The sequence below is a fragment of the Clostridium sp. CF012 genome, from assembly GCF_018861755.1.
GTDB lineage: Bacteria > Bacillota > Clostridia > Clostridiales > Clostridiaceae > Clostridium_AD.
The window spans coordinates 1-15,357 of sequence record NZ_JAHLEF010000057.1; the positions used below are offsets into that span (position 1 = coordinate 1).

At 34.8% G+C, this 15,357-nt stretch carries 14 protein-coding genes, 1 pseudogene and 1 other annotated feature; all 15 genes and pseudogenes read left to right on the forward strand.

The annotated features are described in order from the left end of the window. A pseudogene (gene tuf / locus KPL50_RS25285) lies at positions 1 to 229 on the forward strand (elongation factor Tu); the annotation flags it as partial. Positions 230 to 479: 250 nt separating this feature from the next. Further along, entirely contained in the window at positions 480 to 629 is a 150-nt protein-coding gene (gene rpmG, locus KPL50_RS25290; protein ID WP_216301266.1) for a 50S ribosomal protein L33, read from the forward strand. 39 nt (positions 630 to 668) lie between these two features. Further along, a complete protein-coding gene (secE, locus tag KPL50_RS25295; protein WP_216301276.1) occupies positions 669 to 893 on the forward strand; it encodes a preprotein translocase subunit SecE in 225 nt (74 codons plus the stop codon). A gap of 45 nt (positions 894 to 938) precedes the next feature. Continuing rightward, the gene (gene nusG, locus KPL50_RS25300; RefSeq protein ID WP_216301267.1) at positions 939 to 1,460 is read left to right on the forward strand and encodes a transcription termination/antitermination protein NusG; all 522 of its coding nucleotides are present in this window, start codon (positions 939 to 941) and stop codon (positions 1,458 to 1,460) included. Between the two features lie 56 nt (positions 1,461 to 1,516). After that, positions 1,517 to 1,942, forward strand: a complete 426-nt coding sequence (gene rplK / locus KPL50_RS25305; RefSeq protein WP_216301268.1) for a 50S ribosomal protein L11 — start codon at positions 1,517 to 1,519, stop codon at positions 1,940 to 1,942. Positions 1,943 to 2,000: 58 nt separating this feature from the next. Next, positions 2,001 to 2,690: a 50S ribosomal protein L1 gene (gene rplA, locus KPL50_RS25310; protein WP_216301269.1), complete on the forward strand. Its 690-nt coding sequence runs from the start codon at positions 2,001 to 2,003 to the stop codon at positions 2,688 to 2,690. 37 nt (positions 2,691 to 2,727) lie between these two features. After that, positions 2,728 to 2,864 (forward strand) — a sequence feature (ribosomal protein L10 leader region). Between the two features lie 33 nt (positions 2,865 to 2,897). Continuing rightward, positions 2,898 to 3,398, forward strand: coding sequence for a 50S ribosomal protein L10 (gene rplJ / locus KPL50_RS25315; RefSeq protein WP_216301270.1), 501 nt, complete (start codon positions 2,898 to 2,900; stop codon positions 3,396 to 3,398). Positions 3,399 to 3,502: 104 nt separating this feature from the next. Next, a complete protein-coding gene (rplL, locus tag KPL50_RS25320) occupies positions 3,503 to 3,862 on the forward strand; it encodes a 50S ribosomal protein L7/L12 (protein ID WP_216301271.1) in 360 nt (119 codons plus the stop codon). Positions 3,863 to 4,126: 264 nt separating this feature from the next. Continuing rightward, the gene (rpoB, locus tag KPL50_RS25325) at positions 4,127 to 7,840 is read left to right on the forward strand and encodes a DNA-directed RNA polymerase subunit beta (RefSeq protein ID WP_216301272.1); all 3,714 of its coding nucleotides are present in this window, start codon (positions 4,127 to 4,129) and stop codon (positions 7,838 to 7,840) included. Positions 7,841 to 7,860: 20 nt separating this feature from the next. Continuing rightward, complete coding sequence (gene rpoC, locus KPL50_RS25330) at positions 7,861 to 11,394, forward strand: DNA-directed RNA polymerase subunit beta' (protein WP_216301273.1); 3,534 nt, start codon at positions 7,861 to 7,863, stop codon at positions 11,392 to 11,394. A 121-nt stretch (positions 11,395 to 11,515) separates the two neighbouring features. Then, complete coding sequence (locus KPL50_RS25335) at positions 11,516 to 11,758, forward strand: ribosomal L7Ae/L30e/S12e/Gadd45 family protein (protein WP_216301274.1); 243 nt, start codon at positions 11,516 to 11,518, stop codon at positions 11,756 to 11,758. Positions 11,759 to 11,874: 116 nt separating this feature from the next. Then, positions 11,875 to 12,255 (forward strand): 30S ribosomal protein S12, encoded by a 381-nt coding sequence (gene rpsL / locus KPL50_RS25340; protein ID WP_125002848.1) that lies wholly within the window; start codon positions 11,875 to 11,877, stop codon positions 12,253 to 12,255. Positions 12,256 to 12,399: 144 nt separating this feature from the next. Continuing rightward, the gene (gene rpsG, locus KPL50_RS25345; protein ID WP_164959262.1) at positions 12,400 to 12,870 is read left to right on the forward strand and encodes a 30S ribosomal protein S7; all 471 of its coding nucleotides are present in this window, start codon (positions 12,400 to 12,402) and stop codon (positions 12,868 to 12,870) included. Positions 12,871 to 12,945: 75 nt separating this feature from the next. Then, the gene (gene fusA, locus KPL50_RS25350) at positions 12,946 to 15,012 is read left to right on the forward strand and encodes an elongation factor G (RefSeq protein ID WP_216301275.1); all 2,067 of its coding nucleotides are present in this window, start codon (positions 12,946 to 12,948) and stop codon (positions 15,010 to 15,012) included. Positions 15,013 to 15,054: 42 nt separating this feature from the next. Beyond that, positions 15,055 to 15,357 (forward strand): GTP-binding protein (locus KPL50_RS25355; protein ID WP_253200812.1); only part of this gene is annotated, 303 nt, incomplete at its 3' end.

The window sequence follows — 15,357 nt, forward strand, 5'->3', positions numbered from 1 at the left end:
ACATACTCCATTCTTCGACGGATATAGACCACAATTTTACTTCAGAACAACTGATGTAACTGGATCAATCAAATTACCAGACGGAATGGAAATGGTAATGCCAGGAGATCATATTGACATGAACGTTGAATTAATAACTCAAGTAGCAATGGATGAAGGATTAAGATTTGCTATAAGAGAAGGCGGAAGAACTGTAGGTTCAGGCGTTGTTACTTCAATAGTTAAATAGTATAAAGAAAAAGCCACAATTAAATTGGATATAAACTAGGCCTTTTGGCCTAGTTCCTAGAAAATAAAATATGAATGTTGAACTTGAGGTAAAAGGAACGTTTAATGAAAAAACACCTTGAACTAATCCATTGACATATCTATTAAGTTGTGATAAATTGTTTAAGTAAAATAAAAAAATACTAAAGATAGCGTAATGCTTATTATGCATTGGCTTTCTTAAATAGATGGAAAACCGGGAGGTGTAGATTGTGAGAGTAAAAGTAACATTAGCATGTACTGATTGCAAACAGAGAAATTACAATTCAATGAAAAACAAAAAAAATAACCCAGACAGGATAGAAATGAAAAAATACTGTAAGTTCTGCCACAAACATACACTTCATAAAGAGACAAAATAATACAGCATAAAACACAAAACGTTGGGGGATGTGAATGAAATGGCTGTTGCTGGTAACATTAAAGTAAAAGAAAAATCAAACCCAAAAGGAATAGTAAAGTTTTTCAAGGACCTTAAGGCAGAAGCAAAAAGAATAACTTGGCCCTCTAAAAAAGATATTAAAAAGGCAACTATTGCGGTGGTAAGTTTTTCTCTTATTTTTGTAATCTTTGTAGGTTTGTTGGATTATGGTTTTCAGAACCTCTATAAACTAATTTTTAAATAAGGTAAAAAAAGGAGGTAGGGGACGGATCACTCCACCCTTTGAGCTATGGCAGATAAAGCTAAATGGTATGTTGTACATACATATTCTGGTTATGAAAATAAAGTTAAAGCCAACCTAGAAAAGGCAATCGAAAATAGAAATCTTGAAGAATTTGTACATGACATTCAAGTTCCTATGGAAGAAGTAGTTGAAGTAAAGGATGGAAAGAAAAAGATAACTTTTAAAAAAGTATTCCCAGGTTATGTAATGGTTAAAATGCTTATGACAGATGAATCATGGTATATAGTTAGAAACACAAGAGGTGTAACAGGATTCGTAGGACCGGGTTCTAAACCGGTGGCTCTTACTGAAGAAGAAGTTAGAACTATGGGAATTGCAGAAAAAGTAATAGTTGTTGACTACGAAATAGGTGAGAACATTCAGGTAACATTTGGACCTTTAGAAGGATTTGTTGCGTTAATACAAGAAATTCATTTGGAAAAGCATAAAGTTAAAGCACTAATTGATATGTTTGGCAGGGAAACGCCTGTTGAACTAGAATTTAATCAAATACAAAAATTAGACTAGGTACTAAGTGGGAGGATTTTTAATCCGCATTACCACAATATAGGAGGTATAAACTCATGGCTAAGAAAATAACAGGAATGATAAAACTTCAACTTCCTGCAGGAAAAGCAACCCCAGCACCACCAGTAGGTCCAGCACTTGGACAACACGGTGTTAATATCATGGGATTCTGTAAAGAATTCAACGCAAAAACTGCTGATCAAGCAGGCATGATAATACCAGTAGTAATAACAGTATATCAAGATAGATCTTTTAGTTTCATACTAAAAACTCCACCAGCAGCAATACTATTAAAGAAAGCAGTTGGACTCGAAAGTGGTTCAGGAGCTCCGAACACAACTAAAATTGCAACAGTTTCTAAAGCTAAAGTAAGAGAAATTGCAGAGATCAAGATGCCAGACTTAAATGCAGCATCAATTGAAGCTGCTATGAGTATGATAGCTGGAACAGCAAGAAGTATGGGAATAGTTGTAGAAGAATAAATTTCTATAAATTACGTGGGAGGTAAAAACCGTTATAACCACGAAGGAGGATACTAATATGGGAAAAAATTACATAGAGAGTTCTAAACTTGTAGATAAAACCGCTCTATATACACCAACAGAAGCTATGGAACTTGCGGTGAAAACAGCTAAGGCTAAATTCGATGAAACTATCGAGCTTGCTGTAAGTCTTGGTGTTGATCCAAGGCATGCAGACCAACAAGTTAGAGGAGCAGTAGTGCTTCCTCATGGAACAGGTAAGACAGTTAGAGTTCTAGTTTTTGCTAAAGGCGAAAAAGCTAAAGAAGCAGAACTTGCGGGCGCTGATTTTGTTGGAAATGATGAATTAGTTGATAAAATCCAAAAAGAAAATTGGTTTGAGTTTGATGTAGTTGTTGCTACACCAGATATGATGGGTGTTGTTGGTAAATTAGGTAGAGTATTGGGACCTAAGGGGTTAATGCCAAATCCAAAATCAGGAACAGTAACATTTGATGTTACTAGAGCAATAAATGAAATAAAAGCTGGTAAAGTTGAGTATAGAGTTGATAAAACTTCTATAATTCATGTACCACTTGGAAAAGCATCTTTTGGCGCTGAAAAATTAGTTCAAAACTTTCATGCTTTAATGGAAGCGGTAGTTAAAGCTAAACCAGCAGCAGCTAAGGGACAATACTTAAAGTCAGTTTCAGTGTCTAGCACAATGGGACCTGGAGTAAAAATCAATCAGTCTAAAGTATTAGACTAGTATTGACAATTAGACTTAAGTATGATATAATTCACAAAGTAAAATAGATAATATTCCGTAGATAGTAGGTGCGAAAGCGTAAAAGACAACATACCTACCGAGGATTCCAATAAATGTACTTTTGTACGATTATTAGGTCTCTTCGCATCTGCGGAGAGATTTTATTTTTTATAAAGCAGTTAAAAACTGTGAGGAGGTGGATATACAGTGTTAAGCAATAATAGACAATTAAAAGAAGCAAAAGTAGCGGAAATAAAAGAAAAATTACAAAAAGCTCAAGGTGTAGTACTTAGTGAGTATCAGGGTTTAAATGTAGAAGACGATACACTACTTAGAAAAAACCTTAGAGAAGCTGGAGTGGAATATAAAGTTTATAAAAACACACTAGTTATTCTTGCAGCTAGAGAATTAGGAATTGAAGGTATAGTAACACACCTAAAAGGATCTATTTCAATAGCTTTCGGATATGAAGAACCAACAGTTGCAGCTAGAGTTTTAAATGAATTTGCAAAAACTCATAAAAAATTAGAGCTTAAAGCAGGAATAATCCAAGGCGAAATATTTGATGCTGCACAAGTTAATCAATTGGCATCAATACCACCAAGAAATGTTTTACTTGCAAAATTACTTGGAAGCTTCAAAGCTCCAATATCAAATCTTGCATACGTATTGAATTCAATTAAAGAGCAAAAAGAGTTAGCAGAGTAATATTTTAATTATTAGGCTGAAATACATAGCGCAAAATTTAATTGATTCAAATTTTTAAGAAGAAAATAATATATATATGAAAAAAATTCGGAGGTGCATTTATAATGACAAGAGAAGAAATTATTCAAGCTGTAAAAGATATGAGTGTTTTAGAATTAAATGAATTAGTAAAAGCTTGCGAAGAGGAATTTGGCGTAAGTGCTGCAGCACCAGTTGCAGCTGCAGGAGCTGCTACAGCTGCTGTTGAAGAAAAAACTGAATTTGATGTAGTTTTAACTAGTGCTGGTCCTAACAAAATTAAAGTTATTAAAATTGTTAGAGAATTAACAGGACTAGGACTCAAAGAAGCTAAAGATATAGTTGATGGAGCTCCTAAAACTATTAAAGAAGCTGTAAACAAAGAAGACGCTGAAGCTATAAAAGTTAAACTTGAAGAAGTTGGCGGCGGAGTAGAAATAAAATAATTTTATTATAAAATGAGGGTACTTTTATATAAGAGTGCCCTTTTTTTGAAATGTTATGTTGACATAGAAATATAATTGTGATAATATAGCATAATGCACTGAAAATTAGTAGTTTATCAGTAAGAAAAATGTAATTACTCATAGAAGTGTATTAAATTAATAAAAATGGTTAGAATATGATAAAAATGTGTGAATCCAGAAACACAAAGTCCTAGGGGAAGGTGTGTTTTTGGTTATTTTAGTTTATGCAAGGGGTGAAAGCTGATGGTACATCCTGTCCAATTAGGTAAAAGAACAAGAATGAGTTTTTCAAAAATAGGGGAAGTAACTGATATGCCAAATTTAATTGAAATTCAGTTAGACTCTTATAATTGGTTTTTAAAAGAAGGACTTCAAGAGGTTTTTGACGATATAAATCCTATCCAGGATTATACAGGTAATCTTGTTCTAGAGTTTGTAGGATACAAACTTGATACAGATAACATTAAGTATTCTGAAGAACAGTGTAAAGAAAGAGACACAACATACGCGGCTCCTCTAAAAGTTAAAGTTAGACTGCGTAATAATGAAACTGGTGAAATCAAAGAACAAGAAGTCTTTATGGGAGATTTCCCTCTTATGACACCTCAAGGAACATTTGTTATTAATGGAGCAGAAAGAGTTATAGTTAGTCAATTAGTTAGATCTCCAGGGGTTTACTACAATTATTCTGTTGATAAAACAGGAAAAAAACTTTACTCTTCAACAGTAATTCCAAACAGAGGGGCATGGCTTGAGTATGAAACAGATTCTAATGATATTGTTTATATTAGAATTGACAAGACAAGAAAACTGCCTATAAGTATTTTGGCTAGAGCTATGATGGATAATGGTAGCGATTTAGACTTGCATGAGTTATTAGGTGAGGAAGAAAGACTAACTGCCACCATAGAAAAAGACAATACAAAAACAAGAGAAGAAGCATTGATAGAAATATATAAGAGGCTAAGACCAGGCGAGCCACCTACAGTGGATAGTGCGGTATCTCTTATTGATTCATTATTCTTTGATGCAAAAAGATATGATTTATCAAGAGTTGGTAGATACAAATTTAATAAAAAGTTGTCAATTAATCACAGAATTGCAAACCAAATTGCTGCTGAGAATATTGTTAACCCTATAACTGGGGAAGTTATAGTTGAAAAAGATGAAAAGATAGACAGAGAAACTGCTCTAGACATTCAAAACTTGGGAATTAATGTAGTAGATCTTCAAGTAGAGGATAAAGTAATAAGAGTAATAGGAAATAACTTTGTCAACATTAATAAAGTAGTTAAATTTGATATATCTGATCTTAATATTAGGGAAATGGTTCATTACCCAACCCTAAAAGGAATATTAGATAACTTTACTGATGAAGAAGCAATTAAAGAGCAAATTAAACTTAACAAAAGCAGATTAATACCAAAACATATAATTAAAGATGATATGTATGCTACAGTGAGCTACGAGTTAGGACTAACTTATGATATCGGTTATATTGATGATATTGATCATTTGGGAAATAGAAGAATTAGATCTGTAGGAGAACTTCTGCAGAATCAATTTAGAATAGGCTTATCTAGAATGGAAAGAGTTGTAAAAGAAAGAATGACAATTCAAGACCAAGAAGGAATAACGCCTCAAGCTCTTATAAACATAAGGCCAGTAGCTGCAGCTATAAAAGAATTTTTTGGTAGTTCACAACTTTCTCAGTTCATGGATCAAACGAATCCATTGTCAGAACTTACAAATAAGAGAAGATTATCTGCACTAGGACCTGGTGGACTTTCAAGGGAGAGAGCTGGTTTTGAAGTTAGAGACGTACATTACTCACATTATGGTAGAATGTGCCCTATAGAAACTCCAGAAGGACCAAACATCGGACTTATTAACTCTCTTGCTAGTTATGCTAAAGTAAATGAGTATGGGTTTATTGAAACACCATATAGGGTTGTAGATAAGAAAACATCAGTAGTTACAAATAAAATAGTGTATATGACTGCAGATGAAGAAGATGCATACCTAGTAGCACAGGCAAGTGAGCCAATTAGTGAAGATGGTACTTTTGTAGACAAAAAAATAACTGTAAGAGCTAAGCACGAAGTAATGGTTGTTCCAAAAGAAGAAGTTGACCTTATGGATATATCACCAAGGCAAATAGTTTCCGTTGCTACTGCAATGATACCTTTCCTTGAAAATGATGACGCCAGTCGTGCACTAATGGGTTCTAACATGCAACGTCAAGCAGTACCACTACTAAAATCACAAGCACCGATTGTTGGTACAGGGATAGAATACAGAGCCGCAGTAGACTCAGGTGTTCTTCCAAAAGCTAAAAATGCAGGTGTAGTTGAATATGTAAGTGCAAATGAAATTAGAGTAAGAAGAGATTCAGATAATGAACTTGATACTTATAAAATTCTTAAGTTTAAAAGATCCAATCAAGGTACGTGTATAAATCAAAGACCTATAGTTAATAAAGGTGAAAAAGTTGGAATAAATACTGTACTCGCAGATGGACCTTCAACAGACCTTGGAGAAATAGCTTTAGGTAAGAATATTCGTATTGGATTTGTAACTTGGGAAGGTTATAACTATGAGGATGCAATGCTAATATCTGAAGAACTTGTTCGTGATGATATATTTACTTCAGTTCATATTGAAGAATACGAATCAGAAGCAAGAGATACGAAACTTGGACCAGAAGAAATAACTAGAGACATCCCTAATGTCGGAGAAGATGCACTTAAAGACATAGATGAGGGTGGAATAATAAGAATAGGTGCTGAAGTAAGATCTGGAGATATCCTAGTTGGAAAAGTAACTCCTAAGGGTGAAACAGAACTTACTGCAGAGGAAAGATTATTAAGAGCAATATTTGGTGAAAAAGCAAGAGAAGTAAGAGATACATCACTTAGAGTGCCACATGGCGAAGCTGGAATAATAGTTGATGTTAAAGTGTTCACTAGAGAAAATGGTGATGAACTTCCACCAGGTGTAAATGAACTAGTTAGATGTTATATAGCTCAAAAGAGGAAAATATCTGTAGGAGATAAAATGGCAGGAAGACACGGTAATAAAGGGGTTATCTCTAGAGTATTACCAGTAGAAGATATGCCGTTTTTACCTGATGGAAGACCACTTCAAATATGCTTAAATCCACTTGGAGTTCCTTCTCGTATGAATATAGGCCAGGTATTAGAAGTCCATTTAGGATGGGCAGCTAGTGAACTCGGTTGGCATATTGCAACACCAGTATTTGATGGTGCCCTTGAGGAAGAAATTGAAGCATGTTTAGAAAAAGCAGGATACCATGCAGATGGAAAAACTGACTTATATGATGGAAGAACGGGAGAAGCATTTGATAGCAGAGTTACTGTTGGATATATGTATATCTTAAAGCTACATCATTTAGTTGATGATAAAATACATGCTAGATCAACAGGACCATATTCTCTAGTAACACAGCAACCATTAGGTGGTAAAGCACAGTTTGGTGGCCAAAGATTTGGAGAAATGGAAGTTTGGGCACTAGAAGCTTACGGTTCAGCTCATACTCTGCAAGAAATTCTGACAGTTAAATCTGATGATGTTGTAGGTAGGGTTAAAACTTATGAAGCAATAGTTAAAGGTGAGAATATACCAGAACCTGGTGTTCCTGAATCCTTTAAAGTTCTTATAAAAGAATTGCAAGCGTTGTGTCTGAATGTAAAAGTTCTTACTGACGATTTAGAAGAAATTAAACTGAAGGAATCAGTTGATGATGAAATTGAAGAGTTAAATTTAAATGTTAACATAGAAGGATCAGAAGATATAATTCCTGAGGCACCAACGGAAGAGTACATCGAACTTGTCGATGATGACGAAGAAGTAGATATTGATATAAATTACGATGAAATACCCTTAGAAGAATTTGGTGAGGACTTAGAATTAAATGATTTTAATGATGAACATTAATATGAAGGGAGGATGTACCCTTGTTTGAATTTAATAATTTCGATGCTATTCAAATAGGATTAGCATCACCAGAGCAAATCAGAGAATGGTCAAAGGGTGAAGTTAAAAAACCTGAGACTATAAACTATAGAACTTTAAAACCTGAAAGAGATGGACTCTTTTGTGAAAGAATATTTGGACCAATTAAAGATTGGGAATGTCACTGTGGAAAATATAAGAGAGTAAGATATAAAGGAATAGTTTGTGATAGATGTGGCGTTGAAGTTACAAAATCTAAAGTAAGACGTGAAAGAATGGGGCATATTGAACTTGCTGCTCCAGTTTCTCACATTTGGTATTTCAAAGGAATACCATCTCGTATGGGACTTATTTTAGATATGTCACCTAGATCTCTCGAAAAAATTCTTTATTTTGCATCTTATGTAGTATTGGATCCAAAAGAAACATCACTACTTAAGAAACAAATCCTTAGTGAAAAAGAGTATAGAGAAGCTATTGATAAGTTTGGAGCTGATAGTTTTGTAGCTGGTATGGGCGCAGAATCTGTAAAAGTACTGCTACAAGATATAAACTTAGAAGAGTTATCTAAGGAATTGAAGGAAGATTTAAAAACAAGCACAGGACAAAAAAGAATTAGAAGTATTAGAAGACTGGATGTGTCAGAATCCTTCAGAAAATCTAAAAATAAACCGGAATGGATCATAATTGATGTAATTCCAGTAATACCTCCTGATTTAAGACCAATGGTACAATTAGATGGAGGAAGATTTGCTACTTCTGATTTAAATGATTTGTATAGAAGAGTAATAAACAGAAACAATAGATTGAAAAAGCTTCTAGATTTAGGAGCTCCAGATATAATTGTTAGAAATGAAAAAAGAATGCTTCAAGAAGCTGTAGATGCATTAATTGATAATGGAAGAAGAGGAAGGCCAGTTACAGGACCAGGGAATAGACCTTTAAAATCTCTATCTGACATGTTAAAAGGAAAGCAAGGAAGATTCAGACAAAACTTACTTGGAAAACGTGTTGATTATTCAGGTCGTTCAGTTATAGTTGTTGGACCAGAACTGCAAATGTATCAATGTGGTCTTCCGAAAGAAATGGCTTTAGAATTATTTAAGCCTTTTGTTATGAAAAAACTAGTTGGAAGTGGAGTAGCTCATAATATTAAGAGCGCGAAAAGAATGGTAGAGAGGGTTATGCCTCAAGTGTGGGATGTACTTGAAGAAGTAATATCTGATCATCCTGTGCTACTCAATCGTGCACCTACACTTCATAGATTAGGAATTCAAGCTTTCCAACCTGTACTTGTAGAAGGTAGGGCAATTAAACTACATCCGCTAGTATGTACTGCTTACAATGCTGACTTTGACGGAGACCAAATGGCGGTACACGTACCTCTATCTGTTGAAGCTCAAGCTGAAGCAAGGTTCTTAATGCTTGCTGCACATAATATCATGAAACCTTCAGATGGTAAACCAGTTTGCGTACCTACTCAGGATATGGTTTTAGGAGCTTACTACCTAACCATTGACAAAGATGGTGCTAAAGGTGAGGGAAGAGCATTCTCATCACCAGATGAAGTAATAATGGCTTATTCTGTAAAGGATATTGATATTCATGCTAAAATTAAAGTTAAGATGTCTGGAATAGTCAATGGCGTTAGTATAACTTCCGTTATAGAAACTACACCAGGAAAATTAATTTTTAATGAAACTATACCTCAAGATTTAGGATTTATTGACAGGAGTATACCTGGAAATGAATTGAAATTTGAGATAGACTTCTTGGTAAGTAAAAAAAATCTTGGTAGTATTATTGATAAATGCTACTTAAAATATGGTCCTTCAGAAACTTCTAAAATGCTAGACAAAATAAAGGCTACAGGATATCACTATTCAACAATTGGAGCAATTACAGTTGCTACATCTGACATGGTGGTTCCAGAGGCTAAAAAGGCATTGCTTGCAGATGCAGATGAAACTGTTGATAAAATAGAGAAGATGTATCGAAGAGGGTTTATATCTGAGGAAGAAAGATATGAAAGAGTAATAGAAAAATGGACTAAGACTACAGAAGATGTAGCAAATGCACTAATGGATAGTTTGGATAAATTTAATCCAATATTCATGATGGCAGATTCAGGTGCCAGAGGATCTAAGAGTCAGATCAAACAATTAGCAGGTATGAGAGGCCTTATGGCTAATCCTTCTGGTAAGATCATCGAGTTACCTATTAGAGCATCCTTTAGAGATGGGCTAGACGTATTAGAATATTTTATCTCAACTCATGGAGCTAGAAAAGGTAACGCGGATACAGCACTTAAGACAGCAGATTCAGGGTATTTAACAAGAAGGCTTGTTGATGTATGTCAAGATGTTATAGTCAGACATGAAGATTGTGGTACAACTGAAGGCTTTGAAGTTTCAGAAATTTGTGATGGAAGTGAAGTAATTGAACAGTTAGTTGAGAGACTTACTGGAAGATATACTGCAGAAGACATTATTCATCCAAAAACGGGAGAGATAATAGTACCGAAAGATGAATACATGAACATTACACTGGCAGAAGCAGTTCAAAAGTCTGGTGTGAAAAAAGTTATGATTAGATCAGTATTTACATGTAAAGCTAAGATTGGTGTTTGTGCACACTGTTATGGAATGAACATGGCAACTTCACAAAAAATCAATATTGGAGAAGCAGTAGGAATAATCGCAGCTCAATCCATAGGGGAACCCGGAACACAGCTTACAATGAGAACATTCCATACAGGTGGAGTAGCAGGATCAGATATAACTCAAGGTCTTCCGAGAGTTGAGGAATTATTTGAAGCTAGAAAACCAAAAGGTTTGGCAATAGTAAGTGATGTGAACGGTTCAGTTAAAATGGAAGATACTAAGAAAAAGAGAGTTGTCATTGTAATTTCTGATTCAGGAGAAGAATTTAGTTATGACATACCATTTGGATCAAGATTAAAAGTTGCAAATGGAGATACAATTGAAGCTGGAGATGAGATAATTGAGGGATCAGTTAACCCACATGATATCTTAAGAATCAAAGGCGTTAATGGAGTTAAGAATTATCTTTCATCTGAAGTTCAAAAGGTTTATAGACTTCAAGGTGTTGACATCAATGATAAGCATTTAGAAGTTGTTGTAAGACAGATGACAAGAAAAGTAAAAGTAGAGGAATCTGGGGATACTGAACTACTTCCAGGAAATTTAGTAGATATCTTCGCATTTGAAGATGCCAACGCTAAAATTGAAGCTGAAGGTGGAGTACCTGCAGAGGGAAAAATTTCTCTATTAGGTATAACTAAAGCAGCCCTTGCAACAGAATCATTCTTATCAGCGGCTTCATTCCAAGAAACTACAAGAGTACTTACTGATGCAGCAATTAAGGGTAAAATAGATCCATTGCTAGGATTAAAAGAAAATGTAATAATTGGTAAGCTAATACCTGCTGGTACTGGAATGACTAGATATAGAACCATAAAAATCAATACTGAAGATGATGAAAAGGTAGAAATTGAAAATGATTTAGAAGTATAAGCTATAACTAGTTGACAGGGTGATGCTAAAATGATAAAATACACCTTGTGTGTGACTTCAATCGAGTAGATATATCACAATTAGATAAATCTTGCGATTTGAATTATGGGGAGGGATAGACATGGTAGGTAAACTTGTAGGTCAGAGGGTCGTTGGAATTAAACAAACCCTAAAAGCGCTAAAAAATAATCAGGGCAAAGTTTTATATATAGCCAAAGATGCTGATAATAATATTACTGATCCTATTTTAAAACTAGCCAAAGTTAATTCCTTGCAAATAATATTTGTAGACACAATGAAAGAACTAGGGAATCTTTGTGACATAGATGTTGCATCTGCAACGGCTTTGCTTCTAGAAGATTAAATTAATGCCAGTAACGAAATAATATAGATATATCCATGCGGTAACATAACTTTTAGTTATGTTACGGTGCATTGATATAAATGAACATGAGCTTATAAAAATAAGGAGGTGAAAACATGCCAACTATTAACCAATTAGTAAGAAAAGGCAGAAAGACATTAGTAACAAAGTCAGCTTCACCAGCACTAAAAGAGTGTCCACAAAAAAGAGGCGTTTGTACAGTAGTTAAAACAACAACACCTAAAAAACCAAACTCTGCATTAAGAAAAGTAGCAAGAGTTAGACTTACAAACGGATACGAAGTTACTGCTTATATACCAGGTGTAGGCCACAACTTACAAGAGCATAGTGTTGTACTTATAAGAGGTGGAAAAGTTAAAGATTTACCAGGAGTTAGATATCACATCATCAGAGGGACATTGGATTCAGCTGGAGTTGCTAACAGACTACAAAGTAGATCTAAATACGGGACTAAAAGACCAAAACAAAAGAAATAATGTTTTGAGTTGGGGTGCAATGTCTTCAGCATTTATATATATGATAATTAATATATTTACATACATTTGCGAAGTACAGAGCGCTTTGCGGTAGAGATACTGAGTACCTATGAGCTAATTTAAATTGTTAAGGAGGGAAGAAAAGTGCCAAGAAAAGGATATATTGCGAAAAGAGATGTTTTACCAGATCCTATGTACAATAGCAAAGTCGTTACAAAGTTAATAAACAATGTAATGGAAGATGGAAAAAGAGGAGTAGCACAAAAAATATGCTATGAGGCTTTTGACATAATTAAAGAAAAAACAGGTAAAGATCCATTAGAGGTGTTTGAAACGGCATTAACTAACATTATGCCATTACTCGAAGTAAAAGCTAGAAGAATAGGTGGAGCTAACTATCAAGTGCCTATCGAAGTTAGACCTGAGAGAAGACAAACATTGGGATTAAGATGGTTACTTATTGCTACAGATAAAAGAGGCGAGAAGTATGCAAGAGAAAAACTTGCTAACGAATTAATCGAAGCTTCAAACAATACTGGAGCAGCAGTTAAGAAAAGAGAAGATACACATAAAATGGCTGAAGCTAACAAGGCTTTTGCTCATTACAGATACTAATACCAAAACTGTTTTGGCTTTGCCAAGACAGTTTTGTCAAATTTAAAATCACCGGTCGAGAGGAGGAACAAATAAGTGGGTAGAGAATATTCTTTAGATAAATTTCGTAATATAGGAATTATGGCTCATATTGATGCTGGTAAAACGACAACAACTGAGCGTATATTATTCTATACAGGAAAAACGCATAAGATAGGCGAGGTTCATGATGGTGGAGCTACCATGGATTGGATGGTTCAAGAACAAGAAAGAGGAATAACAATAACATCTGCTGCTACAACATGCTTTTGGAAAGGTCATAATATAAATATTATCGATACACCAGGGCACGTAGATTTTACAGTTGAAGTTGAAAGATCTTTAAGAGTTCTAGATGGTGCAGTTTCTGTATTCTGTGCAAAGGGTGGAGTTGAACCACAATCTGAAACAGTGTGGAGACAAGCTACCAAGTATAAAGTTCCAAGAATGGCATATGTTAACAAAATGGATATAATGGGTGCTGATTTCTATCGAGTTGTTGGTATGATGAGAGAAAGACTTAGTGCTAATGCAGTTCCAATACAACTTCCAATAGGAAAAGAAGATGTCTTCCTAGGTATTATAGATTTAATTAGAAATGTTGCAGAAGTTTATAAAGATGATTTAGGAACACAAATAGAAGAAATGGAAATACCAGAAGATATGAAAGAATTAACAGCAGAGTATAGAGCAGCTATGGTTGAAGCGATAGCTGAACTAGACGAAGACCTTATGATGAAATATCTTGATGGTGAAGAAATAAGTGAAGAAGAATTGAAAGCAACACTTCGAAAAGGTGTAATTAATAACGAAATAGTACCTGTAATTTGTGGTTCTTCATACAAAAATAAAGGCGTTCAAATGATGATAGATGCGGTTATAGATTATATGCCGTCACCACTTGATATACCGGCTATTAAAGGTCAGGATGTTGATGATGGGGAAAAAATGGAAAGACACCCGAGTGATGATGAGCCAATGGCAGCATTAGCATTTAAAATTGCAACGGATCCTTTTGTTGGTAGACTTTGTTTTGCAAGAATTTATTCCGGCATAATGAAAACTGGTACATATGTATTGAATGCTAACAAAGGTAAAAAAGAAAGAATTGGTAGACTAGTTAAAATGCATGCTAATCACAGAGAAGAAGTTGATGAATTACGTGCAGGGGAATTAGGTGCAATAATTGGACTGAAGAATACAACCACTGGAGAAACACTATGTGATGAAGATCATCCAATATTGTTTGAGACTATGGTTTTCCCAGAACCAGTTATTCATGTAGCTATTGAGCCAAAAACAAAAACTGGTCAAGAAAGAATGGGTATGTCCCTTGCAAAGCTTTCTGAAGAAGATCCAACTTTTAAAACTCATACTGATCAAGAAACTGGTCAAACAATAATTGGTGGAATGGGTGAGCTTCATCTAGAAATCATTGTTGATAGACTTCAGAGAGAATTTAAAGTTGAATGTAATGTAGGTAAGCCACAAGTTGCATATAAAGAAACAATACGTAAAGCAGTTAAAGCAGAAGGTAAATACATTAAACAATCAGGTGGACGTGGACAATACGGCCATTGTTGGATAGAGTTAATACCGACTACTGAACCTTATTCTTTTGAAAATGCTACTGTTGGTGGATCTATTCCAAAAGAATTTATCGGACCAATTGAGAACGGAATTAAAGAAGCATCCAAGAATGGTATTCTTGGTGGATACCCAGTTCTTAACTTTAAAGTTAAAGTAGTTGATGGGTCATACCATGATGTTGACTCAAACGAAATGGCATTTAAGGTTGCTGGTTCTATGGCATTCAAAGCTGCTATGGCAAAAGCGGATCCAGTATTGCTTGAGCCAGTAATGAAAGTTGAAGTAACAGTACCAGAAGAGTACATGGGAGATGTTATGGGAGACCTTAACTCAAGAAGAGGTAGAATAGAAGGAATGGAAGCTCAATCCGGAGCTCAAGTAATTAGAGCAATGGTTCCATTATCAGAAATGTTTGGATATTCTACAACGCTTAGATCAAGAACTCAAGGTAGAGGAGTATACAGCATGGAATTTGCTGCATATGAACCAGTACCAAAGGGTATTCAAGAGCAAGTTATAGGGACTAAACAATAATCAAATTATAAGATAATATGCAAATATAAGGAGGAATACAAAATGGCAAAAGCAAAGTTTGAAAGAACTAAACCGCATGTAAACATTGGAACAATAGGACACGTAGATCACGGCAAGACAACATTAACAGCTGCTATAACAGCAGTACTTGCAACTAAGGGCTTAGCACAAGCATCTAGGTTTGACCAAATTGACAAAGCACCAGAGGAAAGAGAAAGAGGAATTACAATAAATACTTCACACGTTGAGTATGAAACAGTAAACAGACATTATGCACACGTTGATTGCCCAGGACATGCCGATTATGTAAAGAACATGATCACTGGAGCAGCACAAATGGATGGA